11 protein-coding genes are annotated in these 15,465 nt (G+C 53.5%); all 11 read left to right on the top strand.

Annotated elements, in window-relative coordinates; all coding sequences use genetic code 11:
- The first annotated feature begins 6 nt into the window (after positions 1-6).
- The 11 genes from F0P97_RS16120 (at position 7) to F0P97_RS16070 (ending at position 15,363) form a co-directional block, all read left to right on the top strand.
- Positions 7-3,204: a glycosyltransferase gene (locus F0P97_RS16120; protein ID WP_182283101.1), complete on the top strand. Its 3,198-nt coding sequence runs from the start codon at positions 7-9 to the stop codon at positions 3,202-3,204.
- Positions 3,205-3,251: 47 nt separating this feature from the next.
- A complete protein-coding gene (locus tag F0P97_RS16115) occupies positions 3,252-4,487 on the top strand; it encodes a hypothetical protein (protein ID WP_182283100.1) in 1,236 nt (411 codons plus the stop codon).
- A 9-nt stretch (positions 4,488-4,496) separates the two neighbouring features.
- The gene (gene rfbB / locus F0P97_RS16110) at positions 4,497-5,570 is read left to right on the top strand and encodes a dTDP-glucose 4,6-dehydratase (RefSeq protein WP_182283099.1); all 1,074 of its coding nucleotides are present in this window, start codon (positions 4,497-4,499) and stop codon (positions 5,568-5,570) included.
- On the top strand, positions 5,567-6,472 hold the full coding sequence (gene rfbD, locus F0P97_RS16105; protein WP_182283098.1) for a dTDP-4-dehydrorhamnose reductase: 906 nt from the start codon (positions 5,567-5,569) through the stop codon (positions 6,470-6,472). The genes rfbB and rfbD overlap by 4 nt, the downstream gene beginning before the upstream one ends.
- 63 nt (positions 6,473-6,535) lie before the next feature.
- Positions 6,536-7,426: a glucose-1-phosphate thymidylyltransferase RfbA gene (gene rfbA, locus F0P97_RS16100; protein ID WP_182283097.1), complete on the top strand. Its 891-nt coding sequence runs from the start codon at positions 6,536-6,538 to the stop codon at positions 7,424-7,426.
- On the top strand, positions 7,423-7,980 hold the full coding sequence (rfbC, locus tag F0P97_RS16095; RefSeq protein ID WP_182283096.1) for a dTDP-4-dehydrorhamnose 3,5-epimerase: 558 nt from the start codon (positions 7,423-7,425) through the stop codon (positions 7,978-7,980). Before rfbA ends, rfbC begins: the two co-directional genes overlap by 4 nt.
- Before the next feature lie 4 nt (positions 7,981-7,984).
- Positions 7,985-9,157, top strand: a complete 1,173-nt coding sequence (locus F0P97_RS16090) for a nucleotide sugar dehydrogenase (protein ID WP_182283095.1) — start codon at positions 7,985-7,987, stop codon at positions 9,155-9,157.
- Positions 9,158-9,188: 31 nt separating this feature from the next.
- Positions 9,189-10,055, top strand: a complete 867-nt coding sequence (gene galU / locus F0P97_RS16085; protein WP_182283094.1) for a UTP--glucose-1-phosphate uridylyltransferase GalU — start codon at positions 9,189-9,191, stop codon at positions 10,053-10,055.
- Positions 10,056-10,184: 129 nt separating this feature from the next.
- Positions 10,185-11,753, top strand: coding sequence for a glucose-6-phosphate isomerase (gene pgi / locus F0P97_RS16080; RefSeq protein ID WP_182283093.1), 1,569 nt, complete (start codon positions 10,185-10,187; stop codon positions 11,751-11,753).
- A gap of 233 nt (positions 11,754-11,986) precedes the next feature.
- Positions 11,987-13,240 carry a glycosyltransferase family 2 protein gene (locus F0P97_RS16075; RefSeq protein WP_232537957.1) on the top strand — a complete coding sequence of 418 codons (1,254 nt, stop codon included), beginning with the start codon at positions 11,987-11,989 and terminating at the stop codon, positions 13,238-13,240.
- A gap of 23 nt (positions 13,241-13,263) precedes the next feature.
- A complete protein-coding gene (locus F0P97_RS16070; RefSeq protein ID WP_182283091.1) occupies positions 13,264-15,363 on the top strand; it encodes a capsular polysaccharide biosynthesis protein in 2,100 nt (699 codons plus the stop codon).
- Positions 15,364-15,465: the final 102 nt, after the last annotated feature.

Raw genomic sequence — 15,465 nt, 5'->3', positions numbered from 1 at the left:
TTTAAAATGAGTAATTCTGAACTGATGCAAGGCAATTCAGCCTTCCGCCAAAAAAACTATAAGGCCGCCATAGAGCACTACATGCGTGCCAAGGCGATTAATCCAGAACTTGCCCATCTGATGAGCGGGAATATTGAACTGGCTAAGCGCCGGATTGGTGCGATGCCTGCTCCCGACAAAAATCGGGTATCCAGTGTGGATGTGGTTGTTCCTGTATACAACGCATTGGAAGATGTTCAAAAGTGTTTAGCATCTTTACAGCGTAATACGGACGGCTTCAATGTGCGTATTATTGTGGTTAATGATGGTTCAGAAAAAGATACCACTCAATGGCTACGAGAGTTCTGCAACGGAAAGCCATTATTTCAGTTAATTGAGCATGCGAAAAACTCTGGTTATACCAAAGCGGTGAATACTGGCTTGAAAGCATCGAACGCTGATTATGCAGTGACGAAAAATATTGACACGATTGTTTCTAAGGGCTGGCTAATGGGGCTGATTCGTTGTATGGAGTCTGCCCCGTCAATTGGTATTGTTGGACCCTTGTCGAATGCTGCCAGTTGGCAAAATGTCCCCAATTTGCATGATGAGACGGGGGCGTTTGCCGTCAATGAAATTCCGAATGGCTATTCGGTCGATGAAATGGCTGAATTGGTGCGATCAGCATCTACGCGGGTCTATCCACGGCTGCCATTTGCGAATGGATTTTGCTTCATGATCAAAAAAGCTGTTCTGGACAGGATCGGCTTTATGGATGAGGAAAATTTCCCTGTCGGTTATGGTGAGGAAAATGACTTTTGTATTCGTGCGATTGACGCAGGCTTTGAAATTGTTATCGCCGATGATACTTACGTTTTTCATGCAAAATCCAAAAGTTTTGGGCATGAGAAGCGTAAAAAACTTTCGCAAGAAGGTACCGAAAGTTTGAAAAGAAAACATTCGGCTGAAAAATATTTCAGCCGGGTAAGTGCTGTCAAAAAGACCGATATTTTGGACGAGGTAAGAGCACGTTTGCAGGAGAGAATAAGGGAGAAAACGGATAAATCAAAGCATCTTGATTTGATGGATATGCGTGTGCTCTATCTCCTGCCGGTAAAAGGTGGGGGTGGCGGCGCGCATTCTGTTGTGCAAGAAGTGGCAGAAATGCGCCGCCTTGGGTTTAATGCCAAGGTGGGCGTTAAAAACGAGCATCTTTCCGGATTTCATCAGAATTATGAAATTATCCCGGGCGCTATAGATATGTTTGAGGGGTTTTCAGAGAATAGTATTCTGAAAATTTCCGAAAATTATGATGTTGTGATTGGGACAATTTTTTCTTCCATGCGGTTGGTAAAGAAAATTGTGGAGGTCAATCCACATATTATGCCTGCCTATTATGTTCAAGATTATGAACCTTTATTTTCTGAAGAAGGTAGTGAGAAATGGAAAGAGGCATTTGATTCTTATGATTTAGTGCCCAATGCTTTTTTATTTGCCAAAACTAAATGGATTATTGACGAGGTTCAACGCCATCACGCCAGTAGAGTTCACAAGGTCTCACCAAGCATTGATCATGCTATTTACAAGCCTGCTGTTCGTCAGAGTGATGAAAAGCTGCATATAGCAGTTATGATCCGTCCCCAGACTCCGCGTAGAGGTGCAGATAGATCAATGCGCGTGCTTTCTCGCTTGCATCAGAAGTATCCAGGAAAGTTGAATTTTCTTTTGTTCGGGTGTGCGGAAGATGATGCGGCTTTTCAGGCTCTGCAACGTGATTTTCCATATGTGTGTTATGGCTCATTAAAGAGAGAGCAAGTTGCAGAATTGCTCGGTAAGAGTGATCTATTTCTTGATTTTTCAGATTATCAAGCATTTGGCCGTACTGCCTTGGAAGCTATGGCCTGTGGATGCGCAGCGATGGTTCCGGTGGCAGGTGGTGCCGATGAATATGCTGTAGATGGTATAAATTCCATTGTTGTAGACACTCTGGATGAAGAGCGGATCTTTAATAAGTTGTCAGAGTTAATTGATTCGGGCAGCGCAAAGATTGAGCAGATGAAGCACCAGGGTTTGCTGACAGCAGCACGCTACTCAGTCCATCAGGCGGCTGTCAGCGAATATGTTCCTATTTTCGCAGCATTGAAAATGCATCGAGTCGAGAATCCTGTTGTTATTAAATCGAAACTGATTCTTCTGCCTGCTTTGCGCAGCGATGGCCTGCCTGCAAAGCCTGGTTATGTTAGGTTGGTTCTTCCGTTCAACTCTAAAGAAGTTCTCAGAGAGTGGAGTGTGGAGGTTAGTGAGGACCTCCCAGTGCCTGGTTCCGCGAATATTGTAGTGATTCAACGTGACGCTGCTTCATGGAAACTAGCACATTTGAAAGAATGGCTTCAGGATTGGCGTAAGGCAGGCGGCAAGTTAATATATGATATTGATGACGATTTAATGGATATTGAAGGGGTTCATAGAAGGGGATTTAATATGAATCCACAAGATACTTTAGAAAAAATAAGTTTTTTAGCCAAAAATGCAAATTTAGTGACAACATCAAGTCCTTCATTGGTTGAGCAACTAAATAAATTCAACAATAATGTATTATTTGTACCGAGTCGCTTAGATGGTAAGCTATGGCACTTGGGCCAAAAGCGCGATCACAGTAAAGGGCCTTATGCATGTAAAGAGGGTGATCCTGTGCGCATTGGCTATATCGGAACACCTGAACATAATGCAGACCTTGATGTGATCGTTGAGGCGATGCAAATGCTGCAAAGAAAATTTGGATCAAAAATTGAAATTGAGGTAATTGGTGGATTTCAAAAGCTACCTGCGACTTTTGGGAAAAGAGTGGGGTTGCCTAAGAAGAATGATTATCCTAGTTTTGTGAAATGGCTGCAGCAACGTGTACATTGGGATATTGGGATAGTTCCAATGATTGATGATGGATTTAATAGATCTAAGAGCTCTTTGAAATTTTTAGAATATTCTGCTTTGGATATGGCTATAGTCGTATCTGATTGCCCTGCATTTAATGAAGTCGCTAAAAATAATGTTAACTGCATTTCTGTAAAGAATGAAGCCGAAAAATGGGTTGATGCATTAACGAGGTTGATTTTGGATAAGTCGATGAGAGATAGTATGAAAATTAATGGGGGTGGGGTGGCGGAAAATAGTATTATTAATGGAGATTGCTACTTGAAGTTGCTAAATTCTGTAAGTGTGAATTGATCTGAATTATCAAAATTTGGCATTTTAATAAAGATGGTGATAATGTTATGATAAATGAATTTGAAACAATTATTTTTGATAAAAATAATGAGCTGGTTGACTCTGTCTTTGTTAATAACCTGAAAATTAGATCTCCTCATCTAAGAATTGATGATAAATATGAAAATATATTAAAATTTATAGAGGATATTGATGGTTTTCAAGATTGTAATATAGTTTTAGATGGATCTCTTACAGTTTATTCAACGGAGGCTAATTATAGGCTTGTAATTTCTGAAATTGTTAAGACAGGGAAAGGTTTATTGGTGATATCTGAGCCAATTAAATCCCCTAGACTTATTTTTGTTTTTAGAGCACTGAGAGTCCTTGGGTTAGATAATTATTTTGAGACTGAAGTTTTAAATAATAAGTGTGTATTTAAGATAAATAGGGGGGCTGTTTCTTATTTAAAGAAGACACAATGGTTTAAAAATCCAGCACCGTATTGCTTTGATATATCTGAGGCTGATGCTATAAAAAAAATAACAGAGGCGGTGAAAAATGGTAATCCATTTTCTTTGATCCGAGTCGGCCACTGTGAAGTGAGATTTCTGGGGCAAGACTTATATTATGGGTTAACTGATATCCAAAAATCCGCCCAAATGCAGTGGGGAGGTGCGATAGATGAGGAGAAAGTAAAGTGGGTAAAAGGTAATCTAAGAAAATCTGTACAGGAAGCTGATATTTTAGGCTTTAAAAATAGAGGCGATTTTTCGTCAAGAGGACTGAAAATTTTAGAAAATAGCGTTCTAAATTGTTTGGCGAGCCTCTCTCTACTTAAACCTGGACAGTGTAAGACGTCGCCCAACATACATTTTAAGATTGCGACGGATCTGGGGTTTTTAGATGCACTACAAAAGGCTAAAAAAATTGTTTTAGTAACACCTAGAAAAGAATTGAAAGATATTTTTGAAAGTATATTTAATGAGATACCTATTGATTTAATATCGTTGGATGGAGAATTTAGAATCGATGGGGGAGGTGGTGATATTGATAATAGATTTAGAAGATTTTTTGAAATAGAAGATGAGATAGATGAGATAGCTGGGCCTGGTGTTGTTTTCCTAATAGGCGTAGGTGTTGCAGGCAAACAGTATTGCTCCATTGCGAAATCTAAAGGTGGAATTGGAATCGATATGGGATCGGTGCTTGATGCTTGGGCTGGAATAGACTCCAGAGGATCTGGTTTTGATTCATCATTGAAAAATTCATTAACTACCTATAAGAACGGCTTAGGCGATTAGGGTTAAATAATGTCCATTATAATTTGTGGCGGTGCAGGCTTTATCGGCGCCAACTTTGTTCTCGATTGGCTGGCACATGTGAATGAGCCCGTGGTCAATATCGACAAGCTGACCTATGCGGGCAATCTGGAGAATCTGGCCAGCTTGAAGGGCGATGCCCGTCATGTGTTTGTGCAGGCCGATATCGGCGACAGTGCACAGCTGGCGCAATTGCTGGCGCAGCACCAGCCTCGCGCCGTGGTGAACTTTGCGGCCGAGTCGCATGTGGACCGCTCCATTCATGGACCCGAGGATTTCATTCAGACCAATGTGGTGGGCACTTTCCGCCTGCTGGAGGCGGTACGCGCCTATTGGAATGGCCTGGAAGGCGAGGCCAAGTCCGGTTTTCGCTTTTTGCATGTCTCCACCGACGAGGTCTATGGGACGCTTGCGCCGACCGATCCTGCATTTACCGAAGAGCACAATTACGAGCCCAACAGCCCGTACTCGGCCAGCAAGGCGGCTTCTGACCACCTGGTGCGAGCCTGGCATCACACCTACGGCCTTCCGGTGCTGACGACGAACTGCAGCAACAACTACGGCCCGCTGCATTTCCCCGAAAAGCTGATCCCGCTGGTCATTGTCAATGCGCTGGCCGGCAAGCCGCTGCCCATCTACGGCGACGGCATGCAGGTGCGTGACTGGCTGTATGTGCGCGACCATTGCAGCGCCATCCGCCGCGTTCTCGAGGCCGGCCAACTGGGCGAGACCTATAACGTGGGCGGCTGGAACGAGAAGGCCAATATCGACATCGTCAAGACCGTGTGCAGCTTGCTCGACGAGCTGCGCCCGCGCGCCGATGGCAAGGCCTATGCCGAGCAGATCACCTATGTGACCGACCGTCCCGGCCATGATCGCCGCTATGCGATCGATGCGCGCAAGCTGGAACGCGAGCTGGGCTGGAAGCCTGCCGAGACCTTCGAGACCGGCATTCGCAAGACCGTGCAGTGGTATCTGGCCAACCCCGAGTGGGTGGCCAATGTGCAGTCGGGCGCCTACCGTGATTGGGTGCAAAAGCAGTACACCGGCGAGGCTTCGGCATGAAGCTGCTGCTGCTGGGCAAGAACGGCCAGGTCGGCTGGGAGTTGCAGCGCAGTCTCGCGCCTTTGGGCGAGGTGATTGCGCTGGATCGCCAGAGCGTGACTGTGGATGGGAATGGCCTGTGCGGTGATGTCGGCGATCTGCAGACACTGGCGCAGACCATTCGCAGCGTACGCCCGGATGTGATCGTCAATGCCGCAGCGCATACGGCGGTGGACAAGGCCGAGAGCGAGCCGGATCTGGCCTTGCGCCTGAATGCCGAAGCCCCTGAAGTCATGGCGCTGGAGGCCAAAAGCCTGGGAGCCCTGCTGGTGCACTACAGCACCGACTATGTCTTCGACGGCTCCGGCAGTGCGGCACGCAAAGAGGGTGATGCGACCGGGCCGCTATCGGTCTACGGTCGCACCAAGCTGGAGGGCGAGCAGCGGATTGCGGCCACGCATTGCCGTCATCTGATTTTTCGCACCAGCTGGGTCTATGCAGCGCGTGGCGGCAACTTTGCCAAGACCATGTTGCGCCTGGCGCAGGAGCGTGAAGCGCTCAGCGTGATCAACGATCAATGGGGGGCACCCACCGGCGCCGATCTGATCGCCGATGTCACGGCCCATGCCGTGCGCCATGTGAGCGCTCATGACGGCGATGGCGGTCTCTACCATCTGGTTGCGGCAGGAGAAACCAACTGGCATGCCTATGCCAGCCATGTGATCGAGCGCGCTCAAAGCCTGCGACCGGATCTGGACTGGAAGGTGCAAAGCATTGCTGCCGTGCCGACCACGGCCTTCCCGACTCCGGCAGCACGGCCCTTGAACTCGCGTCTGGATACGCAAAAGCTGCAAGCGGCCATGCAACTGCATCTGCCCGCATGGCAGCAAGGCGTGGAGCGCATGCTGCGCGAAATTCTGTAATTTTCAAATAACTCGCTTCAAGCGCTTATCTGCAAGGCGTTGGAAGCCATCCATTGATTCATCATGACGACACAGCGCAAAGGCATCATTCTGGCTGGCGGCTCCGGCACCCGTCTGCACCCCGCCACCCTGGCCATCAGCAAACAGCTGCTGCCGATCTACGACAAGCCCATGATTTACTACCCGCTGAGCACGCTGATGCTGGCGGGCATCCGAGACATTCTGATCATCAGCACCCCGCAGGACACGCCGCGCTTCGAGCAACTACTGGGCGACGGCAGCCAGTGGGGCCTGAATCTTCAGTATGAGGTGCAGCCCAGTCCGGATGGCCTGGCCCAGGCCTTCCTGATTGGCGAGAAATTCCTCAACGGCGCTCCCAGCGCCCTGGTACTGGGGGACAACATCTACTACGGCCACGACTTCCAGCCGCTGCTCAAAAAAGCCGATGCGCGCCAGGGCGGCGCCACGGTGTTTGCCTACCATGTGCAAGACCCCGAGCGCTATGGCGTGGCCGAGTTCGACGTCGACGGCAAAGTGCTGTCGCTCGAAGAAAAGCCCAAACAGCCCAAGAGCCACTATGCCGTCACCGGCCTGTACTTCTACGACGAGCAGGTGGTGGAGCTGGCCAAGCAGGTCAAGCCTTCGGCGCGGGGCGAGCTGGAGATCACGGATCTCAACGGCATGTATCTGCAGCAAGGCAAGCTCAATGTCGAGCTGATGGGCCGAGGCTATGCCTGGCTGGACACCGGCACCCATGACAGCCTGCTCGAAGCCGGGCAATTCATCGCCACCTTGCAGCAGCGCCAGGGCCTGAAAGTGGCCTGCCCGGAAGAAATCGCCTATCGCCAGAAATGGATTGATGCCGCCCAACTGGAGAAGCTGGGCCAGGCGCTGGTCAAGAATGGCTACGGACAATATCTGCTGCAGGTGCTCAAGGAAAAGGTGCACGCATGAAGTTCACGCCTTTGGCCATTCCCGATGTCTTTCTGATCGAGCCCAAGGTGTTTGGGGATGCGCGCGGCTTTTTTCTGGAAAGCTTTCGCCAGGATCTCTTCAACCAGGCTACGGGCACGAACTACGAGTTCATTCAGGACAACCACAGCCGCAGCAGCAAGGGCGTGCTGCGTGGGCTGCACTACCAGCTGCCGCCCCATGCCCAGGGCAAGCTGGTGCGTGTGATCTCGGGTGCGGTGTTTGATGTGGCCGTGGATATCCGCCGCAGCTCGCCCACTTTTGGGCAATGGGTGGGTGCGGAGCTGAGTGCCGAGAATCACCGACAGCTCTGGATTCCGCCGGGCTTTGCCCACGGCTTTGTGGTGCTCAGCGACACGGCGGACTTTGTGTACAAGACCACGGCCTATTATGCGCCGGAGTCGGATCGGGGCCTGCTCTGGAACGACCCAGATATAGCTATTGCGTGGCCACAGCTCGATATCGAGTTTTCCTTGTCCGAAAAGGACCGGAATCAGCCCGCATTCAAGCAGGCCGAGGTGTTTGAAAAGGATTGAAAAAATGAAAAAGATTGCGATTGCGGGAACCGGTTATGTAGGCCTCTCCAATGCCATGTTGCTTGCTCAGCATCATGAGGTGGTGGCGCTTGATATTGACGAGCGTAAGGTAGCACTGCTCAATGACAAGAAATCTCCCATTGTGGATACCGAGATCCAGTGTTTTTTGGCAGAGAAAAAGCTGAACTTCCGCGCCACTCTGAATAAGCAGGATGCCTATATTGGTGCGGACTTTGTCATCATCGCCACGCCTACGGACTACGACCCTCAAACGCAATACTTCAACACCAAGTCGGTGGAGTCGGTGGCACGAGAGGTGATGGCCATCAATCCGGATGCGGTGATGGTGATCAAGTCGACGGTGCCTGTCGGCTTTACCAAGCGTCTGAAAGAGCAACTGGGTAGCGATAACATCATTTTCTCGCCAGAGTTTCTGCGTGAAGGCAAGGCCCTGTATGACAACCTGCATCCCAGCCGCATTGTGGTAGGGGAGCGTTCCGAGCGCGGTCAGCAGTTTGCCGACCTGCTGTGCGAGGGCGCCATCAAAAAGGATGTTCAGGTATTGCTGACGGACAGCACCGAAGCCGAGGCCATCAAGCTGTTTGCCAATACCTATCTGGCTATGCGCGTTGCGTATTTCAATGAACTGGATACCTATGCGGCCGTGCATGGGCTGGATACGCGCCAGATCATTGAAGGGGTCAGTCTCGACTCACGCATTGGTGGGCACTACAACAACCCATCGTTTGGCTACGGCGGTTACTGCCTTCCCAAGGATACCAAGCAGTTGCTGGCCAACTATGCCGATGTTCCGCAGAGCCTGATGCATGCGATTGTGGAGTCGAACCGCACACGCAAGGATTTTGTGGCGGACGATATCTTGAAGCGCAATCCCAAGGTAGTCGGTATCTACCGCCTGGTGATGAAAGCTGGTTCGGACAATTTCCGTGCTTCTTCCGTCCAGGGGGTGATGAAGCGCCTCAAGGCCAAGGGTGTTGAGGTGGTGGTGTATGAGCCTGTGCTCGATGCTCCTGATTTCTTCCACTCCCGCGTTGTCAAGGATTTGGCAGAGTTCAAGCAGATTGCCGATGTGATCGTGGCTAATCGTGTTGTGGATGAGTTGGTCGATGTACCGCACAAGGTCTACACACGTGACTTGTTCGGCGGCGATGCGTGAGTCGTCATTTGTCCATTAAAGGTTTGCAACGATGAAGGTCACAAAAGCAGTTTTCCCGGTCGCGGGTATGGGAACCCGTTTTTTACCTGCCACCAAGGCAAGTCCCAAGGAGATGCTGCCAGTGGTTGACAAGCCGCTGATTCAGTATGCGGTGGAAGAAGCTCTGGCTGCAGGCATCAAGGAAATGGTGTTCGTTACTGGCAGAAGCAAACGCAGCATCGAAGACCATTTCGACAAGGCTTACGAGCTGGAAAATGAGCTGGAGCGTCGCGGCAAGACCGAGATGCTCAACTATGTGCGCAGCCTGATGCCTTCAGACATGAAGTGCGTCTTCATTCGCCAGGCCGAGGCCTTGGGTCTCGGTCATGCTGTGCTGTGTGCACAGCCTGTAGTGGGCAATGAGCCGTTTGCCGTGTTGCTGGCTGATGATTTGCTAGATGGCGAGCCAGCGGTAATGCGCCAGATGGTGGATGTGTACGACTACTACAAGTGCTCGGTGCTGGGCGTGCAGCAAGTGCCGCGCGAAGACACACGTAGCTACGGCATCGTGGACAGCAAGCCTCTCAAGGAAGGCCTGGAGGCCGTGCACGCCATTGTGGAAAAGCCAAAGCCTGAAGAAGCGCCTTCCACGCTGGCCGTGGTGGGCCGCTATGTGCTTACGCCGCGTATCTTTCATCATCTGGCCCGCCAGGGTAAGGGCGCTGGCGGAGAGATTCAACTCACCGACGGGATTGCAGCGCTGATGAAGGAAGAGCAGGTGCTGGCCTACCGCTATCAAGGCAAGCGCTATGACTGCGGAAGCAAGATTGGTTATTTGGAGGCAACGTTGGCTATGGCGCGCAAGCACCCTGAGGTGGGCGAACAGTTTGAGCAGCTGCTGCAGTCGTTGAAGGTCTAACTATTCAAAAAGGCTTCTGGTCCTTGATGAATAGGGACTGGAAGTCTTTTATTTATTTTTTATTTTGTGAATGTGTGCTGAAAAGCTTTTCGAAAAAGCCATGGTGCGCTGTGAGCAGGGAGAGTGGAAATGAAAGCCATTGATGAGGCAGCGCGACCTGGTGTCTGGAAAAAACTGCAGGCCTTGGCCAGCACTTGCGGGACTGAGTTGAGTCTGGTCGACGCGCTAGGGCAGGTGTCTCGTTTTGAACATTTGAGCCTGCAGGCACCTCATGTTTTGCTGGATTGCTCCAAATCCTTCTGGGATGAGGCTGTGCTGGAGGCTTTGCTGCAATTGGCCAGGGAGGCTGGTTTGGCACAGCGGCGTGATGCCTTGTATGCCGGGGCTGTGGTGAACGAAACAGAGCAGCGTCCGGCTTTGCATGTGCGTTTGCGTGCTCCTTTGGCACCGCAGGGCTGCTCCAGGCCAGAGGAAGAATGCCATGCAGGCTTGCGCGCCATGCTGACGTTGGCGCAGCAGTTGCGTGACCAGGCCCGTTTCACGGATGTGGTGCATATTGGCATTGGTGGCTCGGGCCTGGGGCCTGAACTGTTACTGCAGGCACTGCAACCCTGGTGCGTAGGCGGGCCGCGTGTGCACGTGGTGTCCAATATGGATGGACATGATTTGCACCAGGCGCTTCAAGGGCTGGAGCCTGCGCGGACATTGTTTATTGTGGCTTCGAAGTCTTGGTCCACGGCCGAGACGCAGCGCAATATGGCATCGGCAAAGGCCTGGGTATGCGCGGCGGGCGACCTGCATTGGCCGGATCATTTTGTGGCCGTGTCTTCGCGCGAGGACCTGGCTCGACAGAGCGGCTTCACCCAGACGCTGCATATCCCGGAGGGGATTGGCGGGCGTTTTTCCATCTGGTCTGCAGTGGGATTGCCGGTGGCTCTGGCCGTTGGGCCTGCGGTTTTCGAGCGTTTACTGGCCGGTGCAGTGGAGATGGATGCGCACTTTGCCCAGGCACCACTAGAGCGCAACGCGCCGGTATGGCTGGGTTTGCTGGATGTGTGGTACGGCAGTTTTCTGCGCATGCCGGGGCGCTGCGTTGCGCCGTATCACCACGGCTTGCGCCGACTGCCGGCCTATCTGCAGCAGCTAGAGATGGAGAGCAATGGCAAACAGGTGCGTGCAGATGGCACGCCCGTAGGCTATCCAACAACCGGCATGGTGTGGGGTGAGCCTGGCAGCAATGGCCAGCATGCTTTCTTTCAGTGGCTGCACCAGGGAACCCAGCGTATTCCGGTGGAATTCATTGCCGCGCGCACGGCGGCCCATGGCTTGCCCGAGCATCAGGAGGCCTTGCTGGCCAATGCACTGGCCCAGGCTCAGGCGCTGATGCAGGGAAGCAAGGCTGGCCCAGAGCAACTGGCCGGCCATCAGGATTTTCCGGGCAATCGCCCCAGCACCTTCATGTTGCTGGATGCATTGACCCCCGAGTCGCTGGGCGCCTTGCTGGCTCTGCATGAGCACCGGGTGTTTGTGGCAGGCACGATATGGGGCATCAACAGCTTTGACCAGTGGGGGGTGGAGTTGGGCAAGACGCTGGCCAAGGATTTGCGCACGCGCATGGATTCTGGCGATCTGTCGGGGCTTGACGTTTCCACGGCGGGATTGATGGCGTATTGCCTTTCCGAAACGGAACAAGTCTGATGAAGGTCCTGCGTGGTTTCCTGCATCTGCTGCGCGGGGATTTTGCCCGAGCCCTGGCCGAGGCTGGAACTAGCTCTTTGAGTGGACTTAATAGCTGGGTGCCCTGGGCGCATTACCGGATGGGCATGTATGCCACGGTGGCGGCGCTGCCGCTGCAGCCGGGTCGCAGGCGCCATGTGATGCCTGCCGTGGTTTCTCTGGCCGCATGCGGCCAGCATGACAGGGCGCGCAAGATGCTGGCGGCGGCGCAATGGCGGGGGACTCCGGCGCGCTTGCGCGTCGCATTGGCCGATGCCTTGGCGCCTTTCATGCCTGTAGAGGCTCTGCAATTGCTGGAGTCTGTGCAAGAGGCCGCATCTCCAGCTCTGCATGCTGCGCTTTTGTTGCGTACAAACCAGACTCAGCGCGCGCGCGAGCTGTTGGCCGGTGCCCGAAACAGCGGTCTGGCAGCACGCTATCCAGAGTTGTTTCTCTATCAGACGATGGCGGAGCCTGATCGGCCAGAGCAGCAACTGGAACGGCTCAATCTTTTTTTTGCTGCTTATGGCCTGCCGCCGTTGGCATTGCGTAATCCGCATGAGGCACCAAGCCCATGCAATGTGAAATTGCCCGACTTGCCGGCAGCGGCGGATGGCCCTTTGGTTTCGGTCTTGATGACGACGTTCCAGACCGGCGCGAGAGCATCGGTGGCGATCGAGTCCCTGTTGAATCAGACCTATCGCAATCTGGAGATCATCGTGGTGGATGATGCCAGCACTGATGACACCCCCGAGTTGGTGGAGACGTGGGCGAAAAAAGACGCACGCGTGAAGCTGCTGCGGCTGCAAACGAATGGCGGTACATACCTGGCCAAAAGCATGGGTTTGCAGCTTGCACGCGGAGAGTTTGTGACATGTCACGATTCTGACGATTGGTCGCACCCGTTGAAGATCGAAATGCAGGTGCGCCCCTTGTTGGAAGACGCTTCGCTGGTGGCAACAACTTCGCATTGGGTGCGTATGCAGGATGATGGCGTTTTCTATGCCCGTCCCGTGCATACCTTGATGCGCCTGAATCCCTCTTCACCGATGTTTCGGCGTGAGCTGGTGTTGCAGCGCATGGGTGCCTGGGACTGCGTGAGAACGGGAGCGGACAGTGAGTTTCATGCACGGCTGAGGCTGGTGTTTGGAAAAACTGCCGTCAAGCGCATTGCGAAGCCGCTGGCATTGGGTTCGCACCGGGTGGGTTCGCTGATGACGGCAGAAGACACAGGCTACTCGGATGCCGGTGTTTCGCCACAGCGGCTGGCTTACTGGGAGGCTTGGGCGAGCTGGCATCTGGACTGTTTGCGCCACGGCAAGGCACCTAGCCTGCCCCTGGATCTGGAGGCTTTGTCTGCTGGCCGTCTCTTTGCCGCGCCTGAGGAGATCTGTGTCAAGCCAGAGCAGGTCAGGGCCGCGCAGGATCAGGTCCGGCAACAGGTGCTGCGTGCCGGCGGCAGACCGTAAACCCGCTTTTATGTGAGAGCCTGGTGTCGGAAAGAATTGGCATTTTTTCGAGAGGAATACTTCGTCTTCCTCTGCTTGCGGTGTTGCTAAAGGCCACACCGGTGCGCTTGCGCGCGTGGCACGCTGCTTCGGTTGATGTTGTGGCTGGCTGGGGCCTGCGCCCAACTACTCGGAAGGCTGTGGCCTATGCAGGCAAGCATGGGTTGCCTTATGTGGCGCTGGAGGATGGCTTTCTGCGCTCCTTCGGCACGGGAGAGCATTTCCCGCCGTTGTCATTGGTGGTCGATGATGCAGGCATTTACTACGATTGCACGCGACCCAGTGCATTGGAGCACCTGCTGAGCAGCGATGCCGATGTGCTCACACCAGATGCCGCGCTCGTGCGGCAGGCCCGCGAGAAATTGTTGTTCGCTGGGCTAAGCAAATACAACCATGCACCGGATCTGCCCACAGGTGTATTGCGCGCTGATGATGTTCAGCGGGTTCTGGTGGTGGACCAGACGGCTGGAGATATGAGTGTGGCCAAGGGTGGGGCGGATGCCGCTACCTTTGAAGCCATGCTGGCGGCAGCGCTGGACGAAAATCCGCAGGCCACTGTCTATGTCAAGACCCACCCTGAAGTGACTTCGGGCCGCAAGAGTGGTTATCTGACGCGTGTGCAGCCCGATGCCCGTACGGTGGTGCTGCGTGACGCCGTCAACCCGATGAGCCTGATCGCTCAGATGGACAAGGTCTATGTGGTCAGCTCCACCATGGGCTTTGAGGCCTTGCTTGCCAGCAAGCCGGTGGTCTGCTTTGGCGTGCCCTGGTATTCGGGCTGGGGAGTGACGGATGATCGCCAGCCGCAGCATGCAGCCATGGGGCGCCGGGCCGGGCGCAGGCGCTCGGTGGACGAGTTGTTTGCCGCCGGTTATATGCACTACACCCGATATCTGAATCCTGAAACAAGGCAGTTGGGCTCCATCGCAGATGTGACGGTCTGGCTGGATAGGCAGCGGGAGATGGCACGACGTTACTCGGGTCGGATGATTTGCGTAGGTTTTCCGCGCTGGCGTGCCTGGAATTTTCGGCAGATGCTGTCCTTGCACGCAAAGCGAGTTGTTCACGCACGCAGCGCGAATGCTGCTGCCGCGCTGAAGCCCGAAAGAGATGACTGTCTGGTCTGCTGGGGTCGTGTTCCACCCGAAGGAGTGCAGGAACTGGCTGCGGCATCGGGCGTGCGCCTGCTTCGCATGGAGGACGGCTTTGTGCGCTCCGTGGGGCTGGGTTCCGACCTGATCCCGCCGCAGTCCTTTGTGCTGGACGCCAAGGGCATTTATTTCGATCCGGGCCAGCCTTCGGAGCTGGAGGATTTGCTCAATACCCGGACATTCACGGCGCAGGACCTGGAGCGTGCGCGCAATGTGCGCGCCTTCATCGTCGAGCACGGCATCACCAAGTACAACCTGGAGCCCAATTGCCCGGTGGACTGGTTCCACAAGGACCGTCCGAAGGATGGTCGGCAAGTGGTGCTGGTGCCGGGTCAGGTGGAGGACGACGCATCCATTCGCTTTGGCTGCGACGCCGAGGGTGTTTGCACGAATCTGGGTCTGATCCAGGCGGCACGCACAGCATTTCCGGATGCTTTCATTGTCTTCAAGCCGCACCCTGATGTGAGCAGCGGCAATCGCAAGGGGCGTGTAGAGCCGGCTCAGGCTTTGCGGTATGCCGACCACATTGAGCAAGACGCTTCAGTGGTGAGCTGTATTGAGGCCTGCGATGTGGTGGCGACCATGACTTCGTTGACCGGCTTTGATGCCTTGCTGCGCAACAAGCAAGTGGTGGTGCACGGGCGGCCGTTCTACGCTGGTTGGGGCCTCACGCAGGACTGTCTGCCCGTGCCGCGCCGCAGCCGCTCGCTGTCTCTGGACGAGCTGGTTGCCGGGGCGCTGCTGCACTACCCCCTGTACTGGGATCCGGTGCTCAGAGGCTACACAAGCTGCGAAGCAGTGCTCAGGCGTTTGCTTGAGCAACGTACCGCCCTGGAGCAGTCGGGCAGTTTGCAGGGCCTGAAGTCCGGCTGGTTGAGGCGGCAATGGCGCAAATCCAAGGTATTGCTTCAGTCGATTTTGTCGGATTGGTGATACTTACCTTTTTTTGCAATTATTTTTCATCGATTTGTTGTCAACGTGCCGTGATGTGCACAGGTTTCTCTCGGTGAAACCCCTAAAATAGGGCGGTCATGC

Origin of the sequence: Comamonas testosteroni, assembly GCF_014076415.1 — a bacterium.
Classification (GTDB): domain Bacteria; phylum Pseudomonadota; class Gammaproteobacteria; order Burkholderiales; family Burkholderiaceae_C; genus Comamonas; species Comamonas testosteroni_F.
The sequence above is the reverse complement of the archived record's forward strand: the minus strand, read 5'-3'. Positions and strand labels throughout refer to the sequence as shown.